General features: G+C 67.9%; 17 protein-coding genes, 1 tRNA gene and 2 pseudogenes. 3 read left to right on the top strand and 17 right to left on the bottom strand.

All coding sequences use genetic code 11. The annotated features are described in order from the left end of the window. From hisH to HIV01_RS02560, 6 genes and pseudogenes are all read right to left on the bottom strand, one after another. On the bottom strand, positions 1 to 603 hold the full coding sequence (gene hisH, locus HIV01_RS02585; RefSeq protein WP_200604749.1) for an imidazole glycerol phosphate synthase subunit HisH: 603 nt from the start codon (positions 601 to 603) through the stop codon (positions 1 to 3). Beyond that, positions 600 to 1,688: a bifunctional histidinol-phosphatase/imidazoleglycerol-phosphate dehydratase HisB gene (hisB, locus tag HIV01_RS02580; RefSeq protein WP_200604741.1), complete on the bottom strand. Its 1,089-nt coding sequence runs from the start codon at positions 1,686 to 1,688 to the stop codon at positions 600 to 602. The genes hisH and hisB overlap by 4 nt, the downstream gene beginning before the upstream one ends. Further along, a complete protein-coding gene (gene hisC / locus HIV01_RS02575; protein ID WP_200604739.1) occupies positions 1,685 to 2,791 on the bottom strand; it encodes a histidinol-phosphate transaminase in 1,107 nt (368 codons plus the stop codon). The genes hisB and hisC overlap by 4 nt, the downstream gene beginning before the upstream one ends. Further along, positions 2,788 to 4,091: pseudogene (gene hisD, locus HIV01_RS02570) on the bottom strand (histidinol dehydrogenase). Before hisD ends, hisC begins: the two are co-directional and overlap by 4 nt. Positions 4,092 to 4,114: 23 nt before the next feature. Further along, a complete protein-coding gene (gene hisG / locus HIV01_RS02565) occupies positions 4,115 to 5,029 on the bottom strand; it encodes an ATP phosphoribosyltransferase (RefSeq protein ID WP_200604731.1) in 915 nt (304 codons plus the stop codon). 14 nt (positions 5,030 to 5,043) lie between these two features. Beyond that, a complete protein-coding gene (locus HIV01_RS02560; RefSeq protein WP_200604729.1) occupies positions 5,044 to 5,409 on the bottom strand; it encodes a YerC/YecD family TrpR-related protein in 366 nt (121 codons plus the stop codon). A gap of 269 nt (positions 5,410 to 5,678) precedes the next feature. Between HIV01_RS02560 and HIV01_RS02555 the strand changes: the two genes are divergently transcribed. Further along, the gene (locus HIV01_RS02555) at positions 5,679 to 7,502 is read left to right on the top strand and encodes a sensor domain-containing diguanylate cyclase (RefSeq protein WP_200604727.1); all 1,824 of its coding nucleotides are present in this window, start codon (positions 5,679 to 5,681) and stop codon (positions 7,500 to 7,502) included. Positions 7,503 to 7,532: 30 nt separating this feature from the next. Here the strand turns inward: HIV01_RS02555 and HIV01_RS02550 are convergent, their stop codons facing one another. Together HIV01_RS02550 and hisS are read right to left on the bottom strand one after the other, a co-directional pair. Next, positions 7,533 to 9,419, bottom strand: a complete 1,887-nt coding sequence (locus HIV01_RS02550) for an HAL/PAL/TAL family ammonia-lyase (RefSeq protein WP_200604720.1) — start codon at positions 9,417 to 9,419, stop codon at positions 7,533 to 7,535. 119 nt (positions 9,420 to 9,538) lie between these two features. Next, positions 9,539 to 10,936, bottom strand: a complete 1,398-nt coding sequence (gene hisS / locus HIV01_RS02545) for a histidine--tRNA ligase (RefSeq protein WP_200604714.1) — start codon at positions 10,934 to 10,936, stop codon at positions 9,539 to 9,541. A gap of 235 nt (positions 10,937 to 11,171) precedes the next feature. On the opposite strand from hisS, the gene HIV01_RS02540 reads away from it, so the two are divergent. Then, a tRNA-Pro gene (locus HIV01_RS02540) sits at positions 11,172 to 11,248 on the top strand. Between the two features lie 13 nt (positions 11,249 to 11,261). Further along, on the top strand, positions 11,262 to 12,245 hold the full coding sequence (locus tag HIV01_RS02535) for a D-hexose-6-phosphate mutarotase (protein ID WP_207527065.1): 984 nt from the start codon (positions 11,262 to 11,264) through the stop codon (positions 12,243 to 12,245). A gap of 2 nt (positions 12,246 to 12,247) precedes the next feature. On the opposite strand, the pseudogene HIV01_RS02530 reads toward HIV01_RS02535, so the two are convergent. The 9 genes and pseudogenes from HIV01_RS02530 to HIV01_RS02490 all read right to left on the bottom strand — a co-directional run bounded on the left by HIV01_RS02530 (position 12,248) and on the right by HIV01_RS02490 (position 22,426). After that, positions 12,248 to 13,517 (bottom strand): annotated as a pseudogene (locus tag HIV01_RS02530) (glutamate-5-semialdehyde dehydrogenase). Next, positions 13,514 to 14,713: a glutamate 5-kinase gene (gene proB, locus HIV01_RS02525; RefSeq protein ID WP_200604709.1), complete on the bottom strand. Its 1,200-nt coding sequence runs from the start codon at positions 14,711 to 14,713 to the stop codon at positions 13,514 to 13,516. Before proB ends, HIV01_RS02530 begins: the two are co-directional and overlap by 4 nt. Further along, complete coding sequence (gene argH / locus HIV01_RS02520; protein ID WP_200604707.1) at positions 14,710 to 15,999, bottom strand: argininosuccinate lyase; 1,290 nt, start codon at positions 15,997 to 15,999, stop codon at positions 14,710 to 14,712. Before argH ends, proB begins: the two co-directional genes overlap by 4 nt. A gap of 21 nt (positions 16,000 to 16,020) precedes the next feature. Continuing rightward, positions 16,021 to 16,980, bottom strand: a complete 960-nt coding sequence (argC, locus tag HIV01_RS02515; RefSeq protein WP_200604706.1) for an N-acetyl-gamma-glutamyl-phosphate reductase — start codon at positions 16,978 to 16,980, stop codon at positions 16,021 to 16,023. After that, positions 16,958 to 17,578 carry a GNAT family N-acetyltransferase gene (locus tag HIV01_RS02510; protein ID WP_200604705.1) on the bottom strand — a complete coding sequence of 207 codons (621 nt, stop codon included), beginning with the start codon at positions 17,576 to 17,578 and terminating at the stop codon, positions 16,958 to 16,960. The genes argC and HIV01_RS02510 overlap by 23 nt, the downstream gene beginning before the upstream one ends. A gap of 1 nt (position 17,579) precedes the next feature. Further along, positions 17,580 to 18,902 (bottom strand): acetylglutamate kinase, encoded by a 1,323-nt coding sequence (locus tag HIV01_RS02505; RefSeq protein ID WP_200604704.1) that lies wholly within the window; start codon positions 18,900 to 18,902, stop codon positions 17,580 to 17,582. A 143-nt stretch (positions 18,903 to 19,045) separates the two neighbouring features. Beyond that, positions 19,046 to 20,134, bottom strand: a complete 1,089-nt coding sequence (locus tag HIV01_RS02500) for an acetylornithine deacetylase (RefSeq protein WP_200604702.1) — start codon at positions 20,132 to 20,134, stop codon at positions 19,046 to 19,048. A 7-nt stretch (positions 20,135 to 20,141) separates the two neighbouring features. Next, positions 20,142 to 21,335 (bottom strand): argininosuccinate synthase, encoded by a 1,194-nt coding sequence (locus HIV01_RS02495; RefSeq protein ID WP_200604700.1) that lies wholly within the window; start codon positions 21,333 to 21,335, stop codon positions 20,142 to 20,144. 71 nt (positions 21,336 to 21,406) lie between these two features. Next, on the bottom strand, positions 21,407 to 22,426 hold the full coding sequence (locus HIV01_RS02490) for an N-acetylornithine carbamoyltransferase (RefSeq protein WP_200604699.1): 1,020 nt from the start codon (positions 22,424 to 22,426) through the stop codon (positions 21,407 to 21,409). Positions 22,427 to 22,485 lie beyond the last annotated feature (59 nt).

Here is a 22,485-nt window from a genome sequence, read left to right as displayed (position 1 = left end):
TCATGCCGCCTCCATCGCCAGGAAGTTCGCCAGCAATCGCTGGCCCACGGCCGCCGAACGCTCCGGGTGGAACTGCGCGCCGAAGCAGTTGCCGCGGCCGGCAACCGCCGTGAATGCAGTGCCGTGGTCGCTGCTGGCCAGCGTGTCCGCGCTCAGCGGCGCGGCATAACCGTGCACGAAGTAGGCGCGCGCCCCGGCATCGATGCCATCGAGAAGGTCCGTCGACTGCGACGGCTGCAACTGGTTCCAACCCATGTGCGGCACGCGTACTCCAGGTGCGGATGTCATGCGGACGATGCGGCCGGGCAGCAAGCCGAGGCATTCGACGTCGCCCTCCTCCGAGGACTCGTACAACAGCTGCATGCCCAGGCAGATCCCGAGCAGGGGCTGCCGCAGCCGACGGATCGGTTCGACCAGCCCGAGCTCGCGCAGCCGTGCCATCGCCGGCGGCGCCGCGCCAACCCCGGGCAGGATCACGCGTTGCGCGGCAGTGATGGTGTCGGCATCGGCACTGAGTACCGCGCTCACTCCCAACCTCTCAAGCGCGTAACGCACCGAGCCGATGTTGCCCCCACCCCAGTCGATCAGCACTACCTGAGTCATAGGCTGCCCTTGGTGCTCGGCAGCTCATTGCCTTCGCGGCGGATCGCCTGGCGCAGCGAGCGCGCGACTGCCTTGAAGCAGGCTTCCACCTTGTGATGGTCGTTGTCGCCCTGCACACGCAGGTTGAGGTTCATCCCGGCGCCCTCGCACAGGGAGCGGAAGAAGTGCGGAACGAGTTCGGTCGGCAGGCCACCGACGCGCTCGCGGCTGAAGCTGCCGTCGAAGACGAAGTACGGGCGCCCGGAGAAATCCAGCGCGGCGCTGGCCAGGCTTTCGTCCATCGGCAGGGTGAAGCCGTATCGGCCGATGCCGCGCTTGTCGCCGAGCGCCTCACGCAGTGCCTGGCCCAGCGCCAGCGCACTGTCCTCGACGGTGTGGTGCTCGTCGATGTGCAGGTCACCCTCGCAGCGCAGCTCCAGGGCGAAGCCACCATGCTTGCCGATCTGCTCGAGCATGTGGTCGAAGAAGCCCAGCCCGGTGGTGACCACCGGCTCGGCGCTGCGATCGAGGTCGAGGCCGACTTCGATCCGGGTTTCGCGGGTCGTGCGGTTGACGCGCGCGGTGCGTGGCGCATCGGCCAGGGCATGGGCAATGCCACTCCAGTCCCACTCGCCGCCGAATTGTGCCGTGCGCAGCTGGAACGCGCGGATGCCGAGGTTGCGGGCGAAGGCGTTGTCGGTGTCGCGGTCGCCGACCATCGCCGAGCGCGTCCAGTCGATAGTGCGATCCTGCAGGAACGGCAGCGCGAGGCCGATTCCCGGCTTGCGCGTGGGTGCATTGTCGGCCGGCAGGCTGGTGTCGATCAGCACATCGCGGAAGGCGATTCCCTGGCTCTCGAACACCTGCATCATCAGGCCGTGCGGGCCATCGAAGTCCGCACGCGGGAACGATGCGCTGCCGAGTCCATCCTGGTTGGTGACCATCACGAACTGGTAGCCGGCGTCGCGCAGGCGCAGCATCGCCGGGATCACGCCGGCGACGAATCGGAGCTTGTCGAAGCGATCGATCTGGAAGTCGGACGGCTCCTCGATCAGGGTGCCGTCGCGGTCCACGAACAGGATAGGAGTGGCAGGCGTGGCACTCATCGCAGGACCTCCTTCAGCACCGCCAGCACCTTGCGGTTCTGTTCGGGTGTCCCGAGGCTGATGCGCAGCGCGTCGCCGAGTCCGGGGGCCGATCGCATGTCGCGGACAACTACGCCGGCCGCAAGCAGGGCGTCGAACGCCGCCTGGGCATCGTCGAAGCGCGCGAGCACGAAGTTGGCGCGCGAGTCGTAGGCGCGACGCACGCCAGGCAGGACCGCCAATGCCGAGCGCAGTTGCTCGCGCTCGCCGCGCACGGTGGCGACGTGCTCGCTGGTCACCGATCGCACCTGCGGCGCCAATGCCTGCAATGCCTGCGCGGTGCAGGCGGCGGGCAACGGATACGGTGCCTGGCAGCGTCGCAGCACGTCGATCAGGTCGGCATCGGCGATCACGCTGCCGATTCGCGCCGCCGCCAGTGCATGCGCCTTGGACAAGGTCCTCAGCACCACCACGTTGCGCTGCGCCGGCAGCAAGCTGATCGCCGACGGGGAATCGGCAAACTCGAGGTAGGCTTCGTCGACGACGACCAGCGCCTGGCCATCGAGCTCGCGCGCCAGTCGTGCGATCTCTTCGAGTGGCAACAAGGCCCCGGTCGGATTGCCGGGGGAGCACAGGAATACGAGCCTGACGCCGTCACGCCGCACCGCCGTCGCGACTGCGGCGAAGTCACACTGCCAGCCGCGCGCATCTTCCACCAGCGGTACATCGACCACTCGCGTGCCGTGCAGGCGCGCACTGACCGCGTACATGCCGAACGTGGGCGTGGTGACGAGCACGGCATCTCCGCCCGGCCGGCACACAGCCCGCACCAGCAGGTCGATACCTTCGTCGCTGCCGCGCCCCGCCAGCAGTTGCCCGGGAGCGCAGCCATACAACCCGGCCAATGCTTCGCGCAGTGCCTGCGGCTGCGGATCCGGATATCGGCGTAGCGACCCCTCGCCATCGGCGTCGTTGCGCCACGGCGATTCGTTGGCGTTGAGCCAGACGCTGCCCTGCAGCCGCTGGCTCCGCGCGGACTGGTAGCCGGCGAAACCGCGCAGGTCCTCGCGCACCAGCAGCAACGGGCTGCTGGCGATGGTCACCGCATCGGCGGCCGCGCTCATGCCGCCACCGCCTGCAGCCGCAACGCAACGGCCTGGAGGTGGGCGTCGAGCCCTTCGGCGCGCGCCAGCTCGACCGCGCACGGACCGATCGCCTCGATGCCCTGCGGCTGCACTTCCTGCACGGTGATGGCGATCTGGAAGCTGGCGACATTGAGGCCGCCGCTGAAGCGCGCAGCGCCGCTGGTCGGCAACACATGGTTGGTACCGCTGCAGTAATCGCCCAGCGCTTCCGGCGCCCAGTCGCCGAGGAACACAGAACCGGCCGCCTGCACCTGCGGCAGCCAGCGCCGCGCTTCGCGCACGGCCAGGATCAGGTGCTCGGGCGCGTAGTCGTTGCTGACCTGCAGCGCCTGCTCGATGGAATCAACCCGGATCGCGCACGAGGCGTCGAGCGCCTCGCGGGCGATGGCGGCACGCGGCAGCGTTTCGACCTGTCGGGCCAGTTCAACGGCGACCGCGTCCAGCAGCGCGTCGTCGTCGCTGAGCAGGACGACCTGCGAATCCGGACCATGCTCGGCCTGCGACAGCAGGTCGGCGGCGACGAAGGCCGCGTTGGCGCCGCCATCGGCGATCACCAGCACTTCCGAGGGGCCGGCCGGCATGTCGATGGCCGGGCCGTCCGGACTCATCGCGACCTGGCGCTTGGCCTCCGTGACGTAGGCATTGCCGGGGCCGAAGAGCTTGTCGCAACGCGACACGCTGTCGGTTCCGAAGGCCATCGCGGCGATCGCCTGCGCGCCACCGACCTTGAAGATGCGGTCGATGCCGCAACGTTGCGCTGCATACAGCACCGCCGGGTCGGCCGTGCCGTCGCGACGAGGCGGCGTGCACAGCACCACCTCGGGGCAGCCGGCCAGAGGTGCGCCGGCACACCCAGCATCAATGCGGTCGACGGCAGCGGTGCCGAGCCGGCCGGCACGTACAGGCCGACGCGACGGATCGGCCGCAGCACGCGCTCGCAACGCACACCCGGCGCGGTGTCGATGGCGTAGGCACTGCTCATGCCCGCCTCGTGGAACAGCGCGATGCGCGCAGCCGCTTCGTCGATGGCCTGGCGCAAGGCCGCGGGCAAGCCATCGACTGCCGCGCGGAGTTCGTCGGCACCCACGCGCAGGTCGTCCAGCGCGACGCCGTCGAAGCGCAGCGCGAAGGCTCGAAGTGCGGCATCGCCGTTGTCGCGCACCTCGTCGATGATCGCGGCGACGGCGGTCGTGGTCACCGCGGACGTCCGCTGCGCGGGACGCCGCAACAGCGGCACACGCTCGGCCGGGTCGATCCGGTTCCAGTCGACGCGGCGCATCAGGGGAGCAATGACTACCGCGCTCATGCCAGCATGCCCTCCACCGGCAGCACCATCAGCCCGCGCGCGCCGGCACGCTTGAGCTCCTCCAGCCGCTGCCAGGTGACAGCGCCGTGGCAAAGCGCCTGCAGTGCAAGGTCGTCGCCGTCGTCCAGGCGCATCACGGTCGGCGCCTCGGCATCGGGCAGCAGCGGCAGCAGGCTGGGCAGCAGGCTCCGCGGCGCCTGGAACATCAGCAGCTTGCTGTGGCGGATGCGCAGCGCACCATCGAGGCGGCGCAGCAGCAGGTCGGCAAGTTCGCCGCGCACCGGGTCGAACTCCGTGGACGGGCCTGCGAGCACCGCCTCGCTTTCCAGCAGCGTCATCACCGGCTTGAGCTGGTTGGCAGTGAGCGTCGCGCCGCTGGAGACGAGGTCGCAGATCGCCTCGGCCTGTCCCAGGCGCGGGGCGATCTCGACCGAGCCTGACAGCAGCACGACGTCGGCGGCGATGCCCTGCTCTTCCAGCCAGCGCGACAGCAGTGCCGGGTAGCTGGTGGCGATGCGCTTGCCGGCCAGCTGTTCCGGCCCCTGCCAGTCCCAGGAATCGGGCACCGCCAACGCCAGCCGGCAGCCGCCGAAACCCAGTGCCCGCCACTCGCGGTACACCGACGGCCGGCCATTGCCGGAACGGCCGCCGTCCTGCTCGAGCAGGACATTGCGGCCGACGATGCCCAGGTCGCAGACGCCGTCGGCGATCAGGCCCGGAATGTCGTCGTCGCGCACCAGCAACAGGTCGATCGGCAGGCTTTCGCCATAGCAGAACAGGCGGTCGCGGCTCTCGCGCCAGCTCAGGCCGCACGAGGCCAGCAGCGCTCGCGCCGGCTCGGCCAGGCGGCCGGATTTCTGGATGGCGATGCGCAGGCGATCGCGCACCGGGGTGTTGGCTGGGGGACTCATGGACTGGAACTCGACTAGTCGCTGTTGCGGGCGGACGCCAAGCCGGTCTCGCCGGTCTCGGAAGTTTTCTGGTCGGCTTCGCCGACCTGGCGCTGGTAGGCGATGGCGTAACCGCCGGCGCCGCGTTCAAGGCTGCGGGCGACACGCCCGATGGTGGTGACGCTGACCTGGGTGCGGTCGTGGATCTCGCGATAGGGGACGTTGTCGATCAGCAGCGGCACCACCCGCCAGCGGTCGGTCATCGCCTCCAGCTCGGCCGGCGTGCACAGGTCCTCGAGGAAGGCCCGGACTTCCTGAGGACTGCGCAGTGCCAGCAGCGCCGAGGCAAGCCCGGTCAGGGCGTCGTCACCGCGTTCCAGCTCTGGGGGGCGTCGCTTCATGGGTCTGTACTAATGTATTAACGTGCTAATACATTAATTGGCTATTTGCACCCCGTCAACCGGCGTTCTCAGGGGTCCGGCCGTCGCCAAGGCCTGTTCACGGCTTTCACGCCGTTTGCCTTGCGATACGGATATAGCTGTCATCCGGCCCCGAGGGGGCGTATGGCGCAATCGATTGCAGCGCGCATAAGCTGCGCGCACGCCGCCTCGTCGCCCGCGACGGGAGCGGCGACTGGCAAGGGGGATACATGGGACGTGGCTCGAGGTTCATGTGTTGGCTATGGCTGGCAGGCCTGTGCCTGCTGCTGGCTGCGCCGGCACAGGCCACGACCGCCGCAGGTACAACTCTGCGACTGGGTGCCGACACCGAACAGGCATCGCTGTCGCCCTACCTGGGCTACTACCACGACGTCGCTGCGCGCGATGACGTCGATGCGGCGGCAATGCACCTGGCACAGGGCAAGTTCGCGCCGCTGCCGGGCGGTCGCAGTGCGTTTGGCTTCCGGCCCGGTGCCTTCTGGTTTCACGCGCGCATCGTCAACAACGGCAATCCCGAACAGCGCTGGCTGCTCGTGCAGAGTTACGCGCTCAGCGACAGCATCGACGTGTACGCGCGCTATCCCGACGGCCGGACCACGTTCCAGGCCGGCGGTGACCACCTGCCCTTCAGCGAGCGCAGCGTGCGCTACCGGCACCCGAACTTCTGGCTGAACCTGCCACCTGGCCAGCCCGTGGACGTCTTCGTGCGCGTGCGGAGCGAAAGCTCGATGCAGGTACCGCTCGACATCTACACCACGGTCGCCTTCGCCGAACTCTCGCGCGATTCGCAACTGGTGATCGGGCTGTACTACGGCATCCTGGTGGCGTTGTTCTTCTACAACCTGGCGCTGTGGCTGAGCCTGCGCGATGCCAGTTACTTCTGGTACCTGTTCCACCTGTCGGCGTTCGGGCTGGTGCTGTTCACGCTCAACGGCTTCGGCTTCGAGTACCTGTGGCCGCAGTCGTCGTGGCTCAGCGACCGGATGGTGCCGCTGTCGATCTGCCTGGCGCAGATCGGCATGCAGCAGTTCGCGCGCATCTTCCTCGGCCTGCGTGAGCGCTGGCGGCTTGGCGACCGGATCGGCCTTGGGCTGATCACCTTCTTTGCACTGCTCGGAGTTGCATCGACATGGCTGCCGTACCACATCTCCACGCCGATCGCGTCAGCGGCGGTGCTGGTCAGCATTGCCTGGATCGCGGTGGTGTCGATCGCGATCGTGCGCCGCGGTTATGCGCCGGCGCAGCTGTTCCTGCTGGCGTGGGCGATGTTCCTGCTCGGCACCGGCCTGTTCGTGGCCATCGCCTTTGGCATGATGCCCAAGACCTTCATCACCGAATATGGCGTGCAGATCGGTTCGGCGCTGGAGATGCTGCTGCTGTCGATCGCACTGGGCCACCGCTACGCGGCGTTGCGCAACGAGAACGAGCGCATCGTCCGTGAGGCCAAGGACCAGCTCGAACACAAGGTCCAGCAGCGCACCGTCGAGTTGCGAAGCGCTCTGGGGCAGCTCGAGGATGCGCACGCGCGGCTGCGCGAAACCAGCCAGCGCGATGCCCTGACCGGGCTGCACAACCGCAGCCATTTCCGTGACCGTTTCGAGGCGCTGCTGCGGCAGACACGCGAGCATCGGCGGCCGCTGTCGCTGCTGATGATCGACCTGGACAACTTCAAGCTGATCAACGATCAGCACGGGCACCTGATCGGCGACGATTGCCTGCGCTGGGCGGCGCGGACACTCGGCCATGGGCTGCGGCCGCATCACGATGCGCTGCTGGCGCGGTTCGGCGGCGAGGAGTTCGTGGTCGTGCTGCCGGGCCTGAACCTGTCGGCCGCCAGGCAGGTCGCCGAGGACCTGCGCCAGCATCTGCGCGATCAGCCGTTCCGCAGCGAAGACAGCCAGATCACCGTCACCGCCAGCATCGGCGTGCATGCGATCGAGACGGTCTCCTTCGGCGGCATCGACCCGCTGCTGCAGCTGGCCGACCAGGCGCTGTACCGGGCCAAGGCGGACGGGCGCGACTGCGTGCGGACGTCGCAGGTGGAGACGGTCTAGGCCTGCCTTCCGGGCGTATGCGGCGCGCCGTCAGGCGCGCGCAGCCGCCAGGACAATGCCTTCCTTCACCAGCCGCACCGCGGTGGCCACTTCGCCGTCCATCGCGCGGTCACGATCCAGGAACGGAATCGCCTCGCGGATCGCCGCGTGCGCCGCAGCGACCGCACGTCCGGGGTGGAATTCTTCGGCCTCGGCGAGTTCGACGCGCAAGCCTTCGACTTCGGCCAGGAAGGCTTCGTAGTCGGGGCTGTCGGCCGCCGGTGCACCCTGCACCTTCGCCGCCAGTGCTCGCGCATCGGCGCGATCGGCCAGGTCGCGCGCGGCGTTGATCATGTCGCGGCGCAGGTCCAGCGCCTGCGCGGCGGTGTAGAGCTCCAGCGCCAGCACCTTGCCCAGGTCGTCGGCCATGGCCAGCACGTGGCGCGCCTCGTTGGCGCCCATCGAGACGTGGTCTTCGGCGTTGGCGCTGGTCGGGATCGAGTAGACCGACGCCGGATGCGCGCGGCTGGCCAGGTCGTTGACGATGGCCGCGGCGGTGTACTGCACGATCATGTGGCCGGACTCGGTCGAGTCCTCGTTGCCGATCAGGAAGCCCGGCAGGCCGTCGTTGGTGGCCGGGTCGACCAGCTTGTTGAGGCGGCGCTCGGAAATGCTCGCCAGCACCGGAATGGCGGCCTTGACGTAACTCATCGCCAGCGCCAGCGGCATGCCGTGGAAATGGCCGGCCGAAATGACCTGCTGCTCGACGAACTCGGCCTTGGCGTCAGGGAACACGATCGGGTTGTCGGTCAGCGCGTTGAGCTCGACCTCGAGCACGCGCGCGGCCTGGGCGACGGCATCGCGCACGGCGCCGTGCACCTGCGGGATGCAGCGCAGGGAATAGCTGTCCTGCGGCTGGTGCTTCTTGCCGCCGCGGAACGGACGGAAGCGCAGGTAGAACTTCTCGCGGCCGTGGCGCTGGCTGAAAGGCACCCAGTCCCAGCCGATGTCGAAACGCAGCGCCTGCGATTCCGGCGTGTCCCAGCTGCTCGGCTGCCAGGCGCGGAACTTCGGCACCAGGTGGTACGGGATGTCGGCCAGCGTCGAACCACCGAGCAGGTCGCGCAGATGGGCGGCGCTGTGCACCTGGCCCGGGTGCGGACGCAGCGCGTGCACTTCCTCGGCGAACGCGCCCAGGCGACCGGCGAAGGCATCGATGGTCATCGCTGCGGCGAGGTCGGCGGTGTCGAGCAGGTCTTCCAGCTGCGCCAGCGCGAGCACGCCGCAGGCGAGCATCTGCGCGGTGCCGTTGTTCAGCGCCAGGCCTTCCTTGTACGACAGCGTCACCGGCGCCAGGCCGGCGCGCTTGAGCGCTTCGCCGCCCGGGATGCGCTGACCCTCGAAGAAGGCTTCGCCACCGCCGAGCAGCACGATGGCCAGGTGCGACAGCGGTGCGAGGTCGCCGCTGGCGCCGACCGAACCCAGCTGCGGCACCACCGGCACGATGCCGGCGTTGAGCATCGCGGTCAGTGCCTGCAGGGTCTCGACACGGATGCCGGAGTGGCCGCGCATCAGCGTGTTGATGCGGATGCACAGCATCGCGCGGACGATCTCCGGCGCGAATGCTTCACCGACGCAGACGGCGTGGGTGACGATGAGGTTGCGCTGCAGTTCCTCGTGCAGGGTGACGTCCGAGCGCGCGGCACCAGGCAACTCGTCACGCAGGTGGTGATTGCCGAGCAGGCGGTCGGCGTTGCTGCCGAAGCCGGTCGACACACCGTAGATGGGTTCCTCGCGGCGGACCTGTTCGGCCAGGAACTCGGCCGCGCGCGCCACCGCCGGCAGTTGCTCCGGTGCAAGCTGCACGTGCGCGCCGTAGGCCACGTCCACCAGCTGCGCGCGGGTCAGCGAGCGGCCATCGAGTCGGATCGGTTTCATCGTTTCACCTTGCAGCTGACTGCCATCTGCACCGGCCTCGCGTCTGCGCGCGCCGGCGTCCCCTGTCTGAACGGCATGGGCAGACGAGGTCGTCCACCCTGCCTGCGTTTTCCCCGGCCCTATCGGCCGGCGAGTGCGCGGTACTGTTCCAGTTCCACGCGCAGCGTGCTCGCCAGTTCCTCCAGCGGCACCTCGAACTGCTCCTCGCGCAGCAGGTCCTTGACCGCGACCACGCCGCGCGCCTTCTCGTCGTCACCGGCGAGTGCGACGAAGCGGATGCCGGCGCGCGAGGCGTACTGGAACTGCTTGCCGATCTTGCGCGCTTCCATCTGCACTTCGGTGTTGATGCCGGCCGCACGCAGGCGACGGGCGATCTCCAGCGCATCGGTCAGCGACTGGCCGTCCATCAGCGCGACCATCGCCTGCACGGTGCTGCCCGAAGCGTTGCCGAGCAGGCCGGCCTCGCGCAGCTGCCAGAACAGGCGGGTCAGGCCGATCGAGATGCCCACGCCGGGCAGCTTCGACTTGGTGTAGTGGCTGGCCAGGTTCTCGTAGCGGCCGCCCGAGCAGATCGAACCGATCTGCGGGTAGTCGTTCAGCGTGGTCTCGTAGACCGTGCCGGTGTAGTAATCCAGGCCGCGCGCAATCGAGAAGTTCAGCGCGTAGGCGCTTTCCGGCACGCCCAGGGCGCGCACGAGTTCAAGCACCTCGCGCAGTTCGGCGACGCCCTCACGCAGCGCATCGTTGCCCTCGCCCAGCGCATCGAGCTTGGCCAGCGCGTCGACGTGCGAGGTCGAGCGCACCTTGACGAACTCGAGGATGCGCGCGACCGCATCGGCGGCCAGGTCGAAGCCTTCACCGGTCAGTGTCTCGCGGACGTGGTCCTCGCCGCGCTTGTCGAGCTTGTCGACCTCGCGCAGCACCAGCGCCTGCAACTCGCCGTCAGCGATGCCCTGGGCCTCGAAGAAACCGCGCATCAGCTTGCGGTTGTTGAGCTGGATGGTGAAGGCGCCGATGTCGAGCTCGGAGAACACGGCGTGGATTACCGCCGGCAGCTCGGCGTCGAAACGCACGCTGAGCGCGTCCTTGCCGATCACGTCGATGTCGCACTGGTAGAACTCGCGGAAACGGCCGCGCTGGGCGCGCTCGCCGCGGTAGACGCGCTGCATCTGATAGCGGCGGAACGGGAACGCCAGCTCGTGCTCGTGCTCGGCGACGTAGCGCGCCAGCGGCACGGTCAGGTCGAAGCGCAGCGCCAGCTCGGGCATGCCCTCGCCGGCCGAACCCTCGGACGCCTTGCCCAACGCGCCGGTCGACTGGACGAAGTACACCTGCCGCTCGGTCTCGCCGCCGGACTTGGTCAGCAGCACCTCCGACAGTTCCATGACCGGCGTTTCCACCGGCAGGAAGCCGAATCGTTCGAAATTGCGGCGGATCGTGTCCAGCATGCGCTGGAAGGCGATCTGGTCAGGGGGCAGCAGCTCCATGACCCCGGGCGGGGTGCGCGGCTTGATCAAGCAAGGCTCCAGTGACGACAGGCCGCGAACGCGGCCCGATACCGTACAGGCTTGGCGGGCACGCGGTGGATTCGCGGTGTAGAGGGGGAAATCGACTACAGTTTAGCCGTTGCGACCGCTTTTCCCCCAACGGCAGCCCACGGATTGCACCCGTATTGCCATTGGATTGAAGGAATTTGCATCCAACCCCTTGCCTCGACCCCGCCCGACTGACTAGAATTTGCGGCTCAGCAGTCGGGGTGTAGCTCAGCCTGGTAGAGCGCTACGTTCGGGACGTAGAAGTCGCAGGTTCAAATCCTGTCTCCCCGACCAACTCCGCATCATCATGTGGAATACGCTGAGAAGACTAACGCCGGCCCTGCCGGCGTTTTTCGTTTGCGACGCCTGGGACCGTTCGATTCGCGCATGTTGCGAACGGGCGCGCCGCGCCGCGATGATGTCGGGTCGCTTTTGCCTTGATGGCTCGATGGATCTCTCCTGCACACCTTTCCAGCGCGATGGCAGCGTCTGCCTGCGCCTGAACGCCGCTGACGGCGCGATCGCCGAGATCAGCCTGCATGGCGCCCATGTGCTGTCCTGGCAGCCCGCACCGGGCCGCGAGCGTCTCTACCTGAGTCCGCGCGCCAGTTTTGCCGAGGGCGCGGCCATCCGTGGCGGCATTCCGGTGATCTTTCCGCAGTTCGGCGGGCGTGGGTCGATGGTCAAGCATGGCTTCGCGCGACTGCTTGCTTGGCGCTACGTGGGGATCGAGTCCGACACCGGGACGCCGGCGGCCGTGCTGGAACTCGTCGATAGCGAGGACACCCGTCGCCTATGGCCGGCGCATTTCCGCGCGCGGCTGTACGTGGCGCTGACCCCTGCGGCGCTGACGGTGCGGCTCGCGATCCGCAACCAGGGCGAGGCGCCCTTCAGCTTCACCGCGGCACTGCATACGTACCTGCGCGTGGACGACCTGGACGCAACGACGGTGCAAGGCCTGGAAGCGGCCGGGTTCGAGGATTCGCGCGATGGGCAGACCAGCGCGGCCGAAGGCGAACCGGTGCGCTTCCAGTCCGAGGTCGACCGGCTCTATCCCGATTGCGCCGACGCCCTGCTGCTTGCGCAGGGCGACGAAGTGATGCGCATCAGTGCCGAAGGCTTCCGCGACACCGTCGTGTGGAATCCCGGCGCCGAACTGGCTGCAAGGATGGCCGATCTTGGCGCCGGTGAGCACCGGCACTTCGTCTGCGTCGAATCGGGCACGGTCGCTGTGCCGGTGACGCTGGCGCCTGGCGAGGAGTGGAGCGGAGCGCAGCGCCTGCAGTCCTAGTGTCAGCGTTGCCGCGACTCCTCGTGTCGCACCTGCCCTTCCCCTCGCACCACGAAGCGCTCGATGGTCAGCGATTCCGCGCCCATCGGCCCATAGGCATGAAGGCGCGTGGTCGAGATGCCGATCTCGGCGCCCAGCCCGAGCTGGCCGCCATCGTTGAAGCGCGATGAGGCGTTGACCATCACTGCCGAGCTGCGCGTGCCGCGCACGAACGCCTCGGCCGCCACGGTATCTTCGGTCGCGATGACTTCGGTGTGGTCCGAGCCGTAGCGGGCGATGTGCGCCAACGCATCCTCGATCGAATCGACGACTCGCACCGCCAAGGATCAGGTCCAGGTACTCGGCGGCATAGTCGGCGTCTTCGACCTGCCCCACCTGATCGGAGTACGCGCGCGTGCGTTCGCAGCCGCGCACTTCGACCTCGCGCGCCGCCAGCCGCTCCAGCGCCGCGGGCAGGAAGGCAGCGGCGATATCGCGATGGACCAGCAGCGTCTCCAGCGCATTGCACACGCCGGGGCGCGAGGCCTTGCCATCCACCAGCAGATCGAGAGCCTTGCCGACATCGGCGGCGCGGTCGACGTAGAGATGGCACACGCCCTTGTAGTGCTTGATCACCGGTACGCGCGCGTGCTCGGCGACGAAGCGGATCAGGCTCTCGCCGCCGCGCGGAATCGCCAGGTCGATCAGGTCCGACAGCTGCAGCAGTTCCAGCACATGCTCGCGCGCGGGATCGGCCACCAGCGACACGGCCGCCTCCGGCAGGCCCTCCTCGCGCAACGCCTGGTGCAGGCAGGCGGCAATCGCGGCGTTGCTCGCGCGCGCCTCCGAGCCGCCGCGCAGCAGCACCGCGTTGCCGGCCTTCAGGCACAGCGCCGCGGCATCCGCGGTCACGTTGGGTCGGGCTTCGTAGATCATCGCGATCAGGCCCAGCGGCACGCGCTGGCGCTCGATCACGATGCCATTGGGGCGCACTTCGCTGCGTGTCACCTGCCCCAGCGGATCGGATTGCGCGGCCACTTCCCGCACGCCCGCCGCCATGGCCGCGATACGGGCCTCGTCCAGCTTCAGCCTGTCGAGCAGCGCCGCGCCGAGGCCGGCGGCGCGACCGCGCTCCATGTCCTCGGCGTTAGCCGCCAGCACCGCAGCGCCGTGGTGCTCCAGCAACTGCGCCATGCGCTCGATCAGTCGCCGGCGCGCGTCGCCATCCAGCGTCGCCAGCACCAGGGATGCTTCGCGTGCGCGTTCGGCCAGATTGCGTACGTAACCGCTCATGCCTTCACCTCGGGGGTCTCGTCGTCATGAGCGGCGACCAACAGCACCAGATCGTCGCGATGAATCACCGATTCGCCATAGCGGAAGCCGAGCACGGCTTCGATGTCGTTGCTGTGCCTGCGTGCGATCCGGCCAATTTCCGTTGCGCTGTACTGCGCCAGGCCGCGCGCGAACGGTTCGGCGCCGGCCGTGGTGGCCACGATCTCGATCACGTCGCCGCGGCGGAAGTCGCCTTCGACTCCGGCCACGCCACCGGGCAGCAGCGAGGCGCCCTGGCGATGCAGCGCCGCAACCGCGCCGGCGTCGACCAGCAGCCGCCCGGACGAAGGCGCATGCCGCAGCCATTGCTTGCGAGCGCGCAGGCGGTCGCCCTGTGCGAGCACCAGCGTGCCGTGCAGCTGTCCCTCGCCGAGCGCGCGCACTACGGCATCGTTGCGACCGCAGAACAGCGCCGTGGGAATGCCGGCAGCGGTCGCCTTCGCGGCGGCTTCCAGCTTGGTGCGCATGCCGCCGGTACCGAGTTTGCCGGCGCCGCCGCTGGCGGCCAGCAGCAGTTCGGGCGTGATCCGTTCGATGCGGTCGATTGCGCGCGCAGTGGGATCGCGCTGCGGATGGGCGCTGTAGAGTCCGCCGATGTCGGTGGCGATCAGCAACAGGTCGGCATCGACCAGCGAGGCCACGGCCGCGGCAAGGTTGTCGTTGTCGCCGAGCTTGAGTTCGTCGACGGCGACGGCATCGTTCTCGTTGATGATCGGCAGCGCGCCCAGTTTCAACAGCTCGCGCAGCGTGGCGCGGGCGTTGAGGTAACGGCGGCGGTTGCGCAGGTCGTCGTGGGTCAGAAGGACCTGGGCGACGGGCCGGTCCGACAACTGCTGCCAGAAACCCATCAGCGATGCCTGGCCGAGCGAGGCCAGGGCCTGCCGCAACACCAGGCTATCGCCGCCGGTGTCGATACGTCCGCGCCCGGCAGCGACCGCGCCGGACGACACCAGCACCACCTCGCGCTGCTGCGCGCGGGCCTGCGCGATGAAGCGTGCCAGGCCTGCGGCGTAGCGAGGGTCGAGTCCGTCGGGTTCGTCGGAGAAGCCCGCCAGCAGGCTGCTGCCAACCTTGAGTACGGCGCGCTGCCAGCGTGGCAGCGGTTGTGCCTGGAAGTCCCGGACTGAGTTGTCGGCGGTACTTCCAGGCGTGCTCATCGCAGTGCGTCCAGTCGGCTTCGCAGCTCGCCCAGCCGCAGTTGCGCGCCCGCGCCGGGCGACACCCGCGCCGCCAGGCTCGCCTCGGGATCGCCCTGCTCCCAACGCGCCGGATCGGCAGCCTGCTTGTAGGCCTCGCGGAACGGCAGGCCCTGGCGTGCCAGGTCGACGGCGAGATCGGTGGCATACATCGAAGGATCGAGCGCCTCACGCATGCGGTCGGTCTTCCATTCGAGGTTACGCAGCAGGTCCGGCAACAGTTCCAGCGCGCCAAGGCCGCGGCCGAAGGCGTGGAAGATCGCGCCCTTGGAAAACTGCAGGTCGCGGTGGTAACCCGACGGCAGCGACAACAGTTGTTCGATCTCGGTGCGCGCGGCGGCGGCGGCCGAGTAGCTCGCCCGCATCAGTTCGATGACGTCGGGGTTGCGCTTGTTCGGCATGATCGAGCTGCCGGTGGTGTACTGCGACGGCAGCGCGACGAAACCGAACTCGGCACTGGTGAACAGGCTCAGGTCCCAGGCCAGGCGGCGCAGGTCGAGCAGCGCGGAGGACAGCGCCTCGATCGCGGCCATCTCGAACTTGCCGCGCGAGATCTGCGCGTAGGTCGCCGCGACCTGCATGCGGCCGAACCCGAGTGCGGTGGTGGTGTGATCACGCGCCAGCGGCAGATTGACGCCGTAGCCTGCCGCGCTGCCGAGCGGATTGGCATCCACCCAGTGCAAGGTCTGCACGGCGCGCTGCGCGTTGTCGATGAAACCCTCGGCCCAGGCCGCCCACCACATGCCCAGCGAGGACACCATGGCGCGCTGAAGGTGGGTGTAGCCCGGCAGCGGCACGCCCTGCTCTGCCTCGGCACGGGCGAGCGCGACTTCCGCGCTTTCGCGACAGGTGGCCGCCACGCGCGCCAGGCGGTCCTTCAGCCACAGGCGCGTGGCCACCAGGATCTGGTCGTTGCGGCTGCGGCCGGTGTGGATCTTCTTGCCGGCATCGCCAAGACGCTCGACCAGCCGCGACTCGATCGCCGAATGGCAGTCCTCGAAACGCTCGTCGAGGATGAAGCGGCCCGCGCGGAAGTCCTCGGCCAGTGCTTCCAGCTCGCGCTTCAGCCCGGCCAGTTCCTCGGCATCGAGTATGCCGATCTGCTGCAGGCCTTCGGCGTGCGCGCGGCTGGCTTCGATGTCGAACAGGAAGAACTCGCGATCCAGGATCACGTCCTCGCCGGCGAGGAACTGCTGGATGCGCGCGTCGACCTTGACGCCGGGTTTTTGCCACAACAGATCGGACATCGTCGAATTCCTATGGATTGTTCAGCGCGGAATACCGGCCATCTCGTCCAGGCCGAACGCCAGGTTGAGATTCTGCAGCGCCTGCGTCGCCGCGCCCTTGAGCAGGTTGTCCTCGGTGGCGACCACCACCAGGCGCCTGCCATCGGGCGTCAGGGTGAAACCGCCGAGTTCGACGTGATGGCGCCCTGCGATGGCACTGACCCAGGGGGCCTCGTCACCGACTTCGACCAGTGGCTCGCCGGCATAGCGGTCAACATACCGCGACACCACCTCCTCGCGCGCGAACGCCTTGGACAGCGGCAGGTTGGCGGTGATGGTCAGGCCGCGGAAATGCGGCGCAACGTGCGGCAGGAACTGCACCTCATGGCCGAGCTGGCGGCTGACTTCGCGCTCGTGCACATGGTTGGTCAGCGCGTAAGGCATCAGGTTGTCGCGCAGCTTCTCGGGATCGTTCTTGTCCGAAGGCGACGTACCGGCCCCGGAGTAGCCCGAAACGCCGAAGCACTGCACCGGACCAGCCAGCGCGTCGACCATCGGCGCGACCGCCAGCTGCATCGCCGTGGCGTAGCAACCGGGATTGCTGATACGACGCTGGCCGCTGTACTTCGCGCGGGTCAGCTCCGGCAGGCCGTAGTACCAGCCGTCGTCGAAACGGTAATCGGCCGAGAGATCGACGATGACCGGGTCGGTGCCCGCTGTATCGAAGGCGGCGACGCAGGCCTCGGCCTTGCCGTTGGGCAGCGCCAGCACCACCGCGTCGGCGCCCAGCGCCGGCAGTTCCTCATGCGAGGGCGAGGTGTAGCGAAGCTCGCCCTGGTACTCGGCGATGTGGTCTGCGACGCGCTGCCCGACCAGCTCGCGCGAGGACACGAACGCCAGTTCGAAGTCCGGGTGCGCGGCGATCAGGCGGATGAGTTCGGCGCCGACGTAACCGCGCGCGCCGACGATGCCAACGGACTTAGTCACGTCCGGATGCTCCATGGTTCTGCAACTTGTGAACTAGATTGCGCTTCACCGCGGGCCATTCCGATTCGATGATCGAGAAGGCCACGGTATCGCGGACGCTGCCGTCGGCATGGCGCCGATGGCTGCGCAGGATGCCGTCCTGCTTCGCGCCGAGCCGGGCGATGGCGTTGCGCGAGGCCAGGTTGAACCAGCTGGTCTCGAAGCCGACGCAGATGCTGCCCATGGCCTCGAAGGCGTGACCGAGCAACAGCAGCTTGGCCTCGGTGTTGAGACCGGTGCGCTGCACGCTCGGGGCGTACCAGGTGTAACCGATCTGCACGCGCGGAACCGACGGGTCGAGGTCGTAATAGCGCGTACAACCGACGATGTCGCCGCCAGCGTCGCGTACCACGAACGGCATCGCCTTGCCTTGCGCCTGCATGTCCAGCGCCGCCGAAACGTAGGACTCGACCTGCTCCGGTGCCGGCACGTTGGTGTACCAAAGACGCGACAGCTCGCCGCCACCAAGCGCGATGCGCAGGCTGTCACAGTGCGCCATCTGCAGCGGCTCCAGCGCGACGTGCTGGCCGCGCAGGGTCGGGGTTACGTTCCAGTGGTCGGCGGACGCTGACATGTCAGTCCTTCAACGTCGCCGTCCGCCCCGAGCAGTGCTCGACGCAACGTTCGATCTCGGCGAATCCGTCCATGCCGTACCAGAACACCTTCCACTTCTCCTGCTTGATGCAGCCGTCGGACTCGGCGTAGTAGAACGGGTTGACCGGATTGCCATGGCGCGACCGCCAGAACAGGCGCGGATTCTGCTCGCGCATGACATGCCATACCGCACGACCGAGGCCTTCGCCCTGCGCCTCGTCGAGCACGGCGAACTTGTCGAGGTAAATGCCGGCGTCTTCCTGCGTGAGGATCACCGCGGCACGGTAGTTCTCGCTGACGTAGGCACGGTGCAGCGTGGTGCGTTCGAAGTAGTCCGGCATCAGGCGACGGCCGAACGCCGATTCGATCAGGCCGCGCAGGCGTTCCAGGTCGAGCTCGTCCCAGCGGCTGACCTGCAGAACGCGCTCGCCACGGCGCACCAGCGTGCCCGAACCCTTGTGGGTGAACAGTTCCTTGGCCAGTTCGGCCGGCTTGGTAATCGAGACCGACGAGGTCAGCGGCAGCTTGTCGAGCAGGTCCTTGATCTGTTCGATCTTGACCCGCATGCCGCCGTTGATCCACGGCTGCGACATCAGGTGCTCGTACTCGGTCGACAGGTTGATCGAGTCGATGACCTTGCCGCCATCGTCGAGCAGTCCGCCGGTGCCGGTCAGGAACACGATCTTGTACGGCTGCAGCTTCTGCACCAGCTCGTTGGCGGCGAAGTCGGCGTTGACGTTGAGGATCTGGCCGCCGGCGGTCTCGCCGAGGCTGGCGATCACCGGGATCGAGCCGGCGCGCAGGCTGGCCTCGATGGGGGCCAGGTTGACGCGCTTGACCTCGCCGACGAGGCCGTAGGTGTCGCGGTCCAGGTACTCGGACTCGAACACGCCCGAAACAATCGACGTCGCCCGCGCGTCGAATGCCTGCAGCGCCTCGACCAGCTTGAGGTTCTGCGACTGGAACACGCGGCGCACGATCGCCAGGGCTTCGGGCGAGGTCACGCGCAGGCCGTTGACGGTCTGCTTGGTGATGCCGGCGGCGGCCATCTCGTCGTCGAGTTGCGGGCCGGCGCCGTGGATCACGATCGGGGTCAGGCCAACGTCCTGCAGGAAGGCCAGCGAGGACGTCAGCGCTTCCAGGTCGTCGCGCAGCACGGCGCCGCCGACCTTGACCACGGCAAAGCGCTTGGCGTCGAGCTGGGAGAAGCGCTTGAGGTACTGCGAGATCTCCTTCGCGCTGGCCATGCTCGAGAGCAGGCGCACGATGGTCTGGCGGGTCTGGATGTCACGAGTATCGTTCATCTTTAAACGTTCTTTGTGCCTGTGCTTCAACAGCTTCGGGTCGACGGGCATCGCTTCGCGAAGCCCTCAGGGTCCAGCGCCACATCCCCGCCTCGCCGCTTTGCGGCGAGGCCGCCCCCTTGACTCAAGGGGGCTCCAACAGCTCACGTTGTTTCGAGGATACGGATGATGGAATCGGTGTAGCGCTGCAGTTGTTCCAGCGCCACCCATTCGTCGGCGGTATGGGCCTGGGCGATGTCGCCCGGGCCGTAGACGAGTGCGGTCATGCCCGCGGCGGAGAACAGCGAGGCCTCGGTCCAGAAGTCGACCGCGTTGCCGATCGGCAGCTGCAGCGCGTCGGCCAGGTCGCGTGCCTCCAGGCGACGCTGCTCGGCATCGGCGACGTCACCCGACGGCAGCGAAGGACCGCGGAAGGTTTCCTCATAGCGTTCGATCGCGCCGGCTTCGACCAGCGTGCCGAAGCGCTCGTGCAGCCCGTCGATCGACATCGACGGCAGCGGACGGAAGCCGAAACGCAGCTCCGCGCTCGGCGCGATCATGTTGGCCTTGATGCCGCCTTCGACGCGACCGATGTTGAAGCGCAAGCCGGTCAGGCCGCCGAAGCGCTGGTGCGCCTGGCTCTCGACGTAGTCCAGCGCATGTCCACCCCAGCGGATCGCCTGGTGCAACGCGCTGGCCTGCATCGCATTGGCACCGGAGGCGTGCCCGGCAATGCCGCGGAAGCGCAGCAGCACCGAGCTGATGCCGCGATGCGCCAGCACCGCCTCGCATTGCGTCGGCTCGGCAACGATCACCTCGTTGAAGCCGTGCAGGCTGCCCAGGAACGCGGCGATGCAGCGCGCGTCGTTGGCTTCTTCATCGGTGGAGAACAGGAACGCGGCATCGCCCTGCGTCACCGACGCAGCGGTAACCAGTCCGGCCGCGGCACCCTTGATGTCGCAGGCGCCCAGGCCGATCGCGCGGTCGGCGGTGACGCGCAGCTTGTGCGGGTCGGCGCTCCACGCTTCCGACGACGGCACGGTGTCCAGGTGCACGTTGAACAGGCGCTTCGGATTGCCGCGCACGGCCAGCATCGACACCGCGCCGTCGCCGTGGTCGGTGACTTCGATGCGGAAACCGGTCAGCTGCGAACGCAGGTAATCGAAGATGCCACCGGTGCCGATGTCCCGCGGTGGATTGCGGGTGTCGTACGACACCAGGGCTTCGAGGTGCTTGAGGGTCTTTGCGAGCATGGCCACGTTACTTGCGGTTGATCTCGGCCCACAGCGTGCTGCTCATGCCGAACAGCTTGATGAAGCCCTCGGCCTCGGCCACGCCCCAGTCCGCCGCCTGCGCGTAGGTCGCGCCCTTGGCATTGAGGATGTGCTTGGACTCGATCGCCACCGCGCTGACCAGCCCGCCCTGCGTTTCCAGCACGACGTCGCCATTGACGGTCGACTGGCTCGACTCCAGGAACGCTTCCAGGTCGGTCTTGAGCGGATCGTGGAAGAAGCCTTCGTACACCAGCTCCACCCACTTGCGTGCCACGTCCGGCTTGAAGCGGTTCTGCTGCTTGCTCAGCACCGCTTCTTCCAGCGCGCGGTGCGCGGTCAGCAGCGCGGTCAGGCCCGGTGCTTCGAAAATGATGCGGCCCTTCAGGCCGATCGTGGTGTCGCCGGTGTACAAGCCACGGCCGACGCCGTACTGCGCGAACAGGCCATTGAGCTTGGCCAGCATCTTGTGGCCGTCCATCTTCTCGCCGTCGAGCGCGACCGCTTCGCCGTTGACGAAGCTGACCTTCACACGCAGCGCCTGCGCCGGCCATTCGCTGCGCGGCTTGCACCAGCCGACCGCGCCTTCGCCCGGCGCCTGCCAGCGATCGATCTCGCCGCCGGACATGGTCAGGCCGAGCAGGTTCTCGTTGATCGTGTAGGCCTTCTGCTTGGCGCGCACGCCGAAGCCGCGCTCCTCCAGGTACTTCTGCTCGTAGGCGCGGACCTCGGTGTGCTCCTTCTGGATCTCGCGGATCGGCGCCACGATCTCGTAGTCGCCCAGCGCCTTCACCGCCAGGTCGAAACGCACCTGGTCGTTGCCCATGCCGGTGCAGCCGTGCGCGATCGCCTTGGTGCCCAGCTCCTCACAGCGCTTGAGCGCGGCTTCGACGATCAGGTAACGGTCGGAGACCAGCAGCGGGTACTGGCCCTGGTAGCCCTCGCCCGCCCAGACGAACGGCTTGACGAAGCCTTCCCAGATCGCCGGGCCGCCGTCGACAGTGACATGCGAAGCGACGCCCAGTTCGGCGGCGCGCTCTTCGATGAAGGCGCGCTCCTCGGCATCGACGCCGCCGGTGTCGGCGAACACGGTGTGCACGTTCCAGCCGCGCTCCTTCAGGTAGGGCACGCAGAAGCTGGTGTCGAGGCCGCCGGAGAAGGCGAGGACGATGTCTTTGCTCATTTCAGTCTCTCTATGAATTTTGCCCCTTCCCCCGCTTGCGGGAGAGGGATGGGGTGAGGGCAATGGTGTTCTCAGCGGCCGATCAGCGCGGCCATGATCGCCTTCTGCACGTGCAGGCGGTTCTCCGCCTCGTCGATGGCGATGCACTGCGGCGAGTCCATCACCGCATCGGTGGCCTTCACGTTGCGGCGCAGCGGCAGGCAGTGGCTGAAGACGCCGTTGTTGGTCAGGGCCATCTTCGCCTCGTCGACGATGAAGTGCTTGTACTGGTCGCGGATGGGCTTTTCCGGGCCCCAGTTGCCGAAGAACGGCAACGCGCCCCAGCTCTTGGCGTAGACCACGTCGGCGCCGGTGTACGCGCTTTCGATGTCATGGCTGACGGCAAGCGAACCGCCGCTCTCGGCGACGTTCTGCGCGGCCCAGTCCATGTAGCGCTGGTCGAGGATGTAGTCCGGCGTCGGGCACAGCAGGGTCACGTCCATGCCCATGCGCGTGGCGATGGTCAGCGCCGAGTTGGCCACCGCCGTGTTGAGCGGCTTGGGGTGGTAGGTCCACGTCAGCACGTACTTCTTGCCGCGCAGGTCGGTGGTGCCGAAGTGCTCCTGCAGCGCGAGGATGTGCGCCAGCTCCTGGCACGGGTGGGTGATCGTCTCCATGTTGATCACCGGCACCGGCGAGTACTTGGCGAAGCTCTTGAGGACGATGTCCTCGCGGTCGTACTGCCAATCGACGAACTTCGGGAATGCGCGCACGCCGATCAGGTCGACGTAGCGGCCCAGCACCTTGGCCACTTCGGCGATGTGCTCCTCGGTATCGCCGTCCATGACCGTGCCGAGGTTGAACTCGATCGGCCATGCATCCTTGCCCGGCTGCAGCACCACGGCATGGCCGCCGAGCTGGAACGCGCCCAGCTCGAAGCTCGTGCGCGTGCGCATCGACGGATTGAAGAACACCAGGGCGATCGACTTGCCCTTGAGCTGCTCGCCGGCCTTGCTGCGCTTGAACGCGGCGGCCTGCGCCAGCAGCGCGTCGAGGTCGGCGCGCGACCAGTCCTGGGTGTTGAGGAAGTGCCTGTTGCCAAGAGCGGTCATCGAGTGCGGTTCCGGTGATCGTATGGGGAGGAAGGTGGGGAGCGGGTCCTGAAGCAAAC

Source organism: Lysobacter arenosi (assembly GCF_016613475.2).
In the GTDB taxonomy this organism is placed as follows: Bacteria; Pseudomonadota; Gammaproteobacteria; order Xanthomonadales; family Xanthomonadaceae; genus Lysobacter_J; species Lysobacter_J arenosi.
The sequence above is the reverse complement of the archived record's forward strand: the minus strand, read 5'-3'. Positions and strand labels throughout refer to the sequence as shown.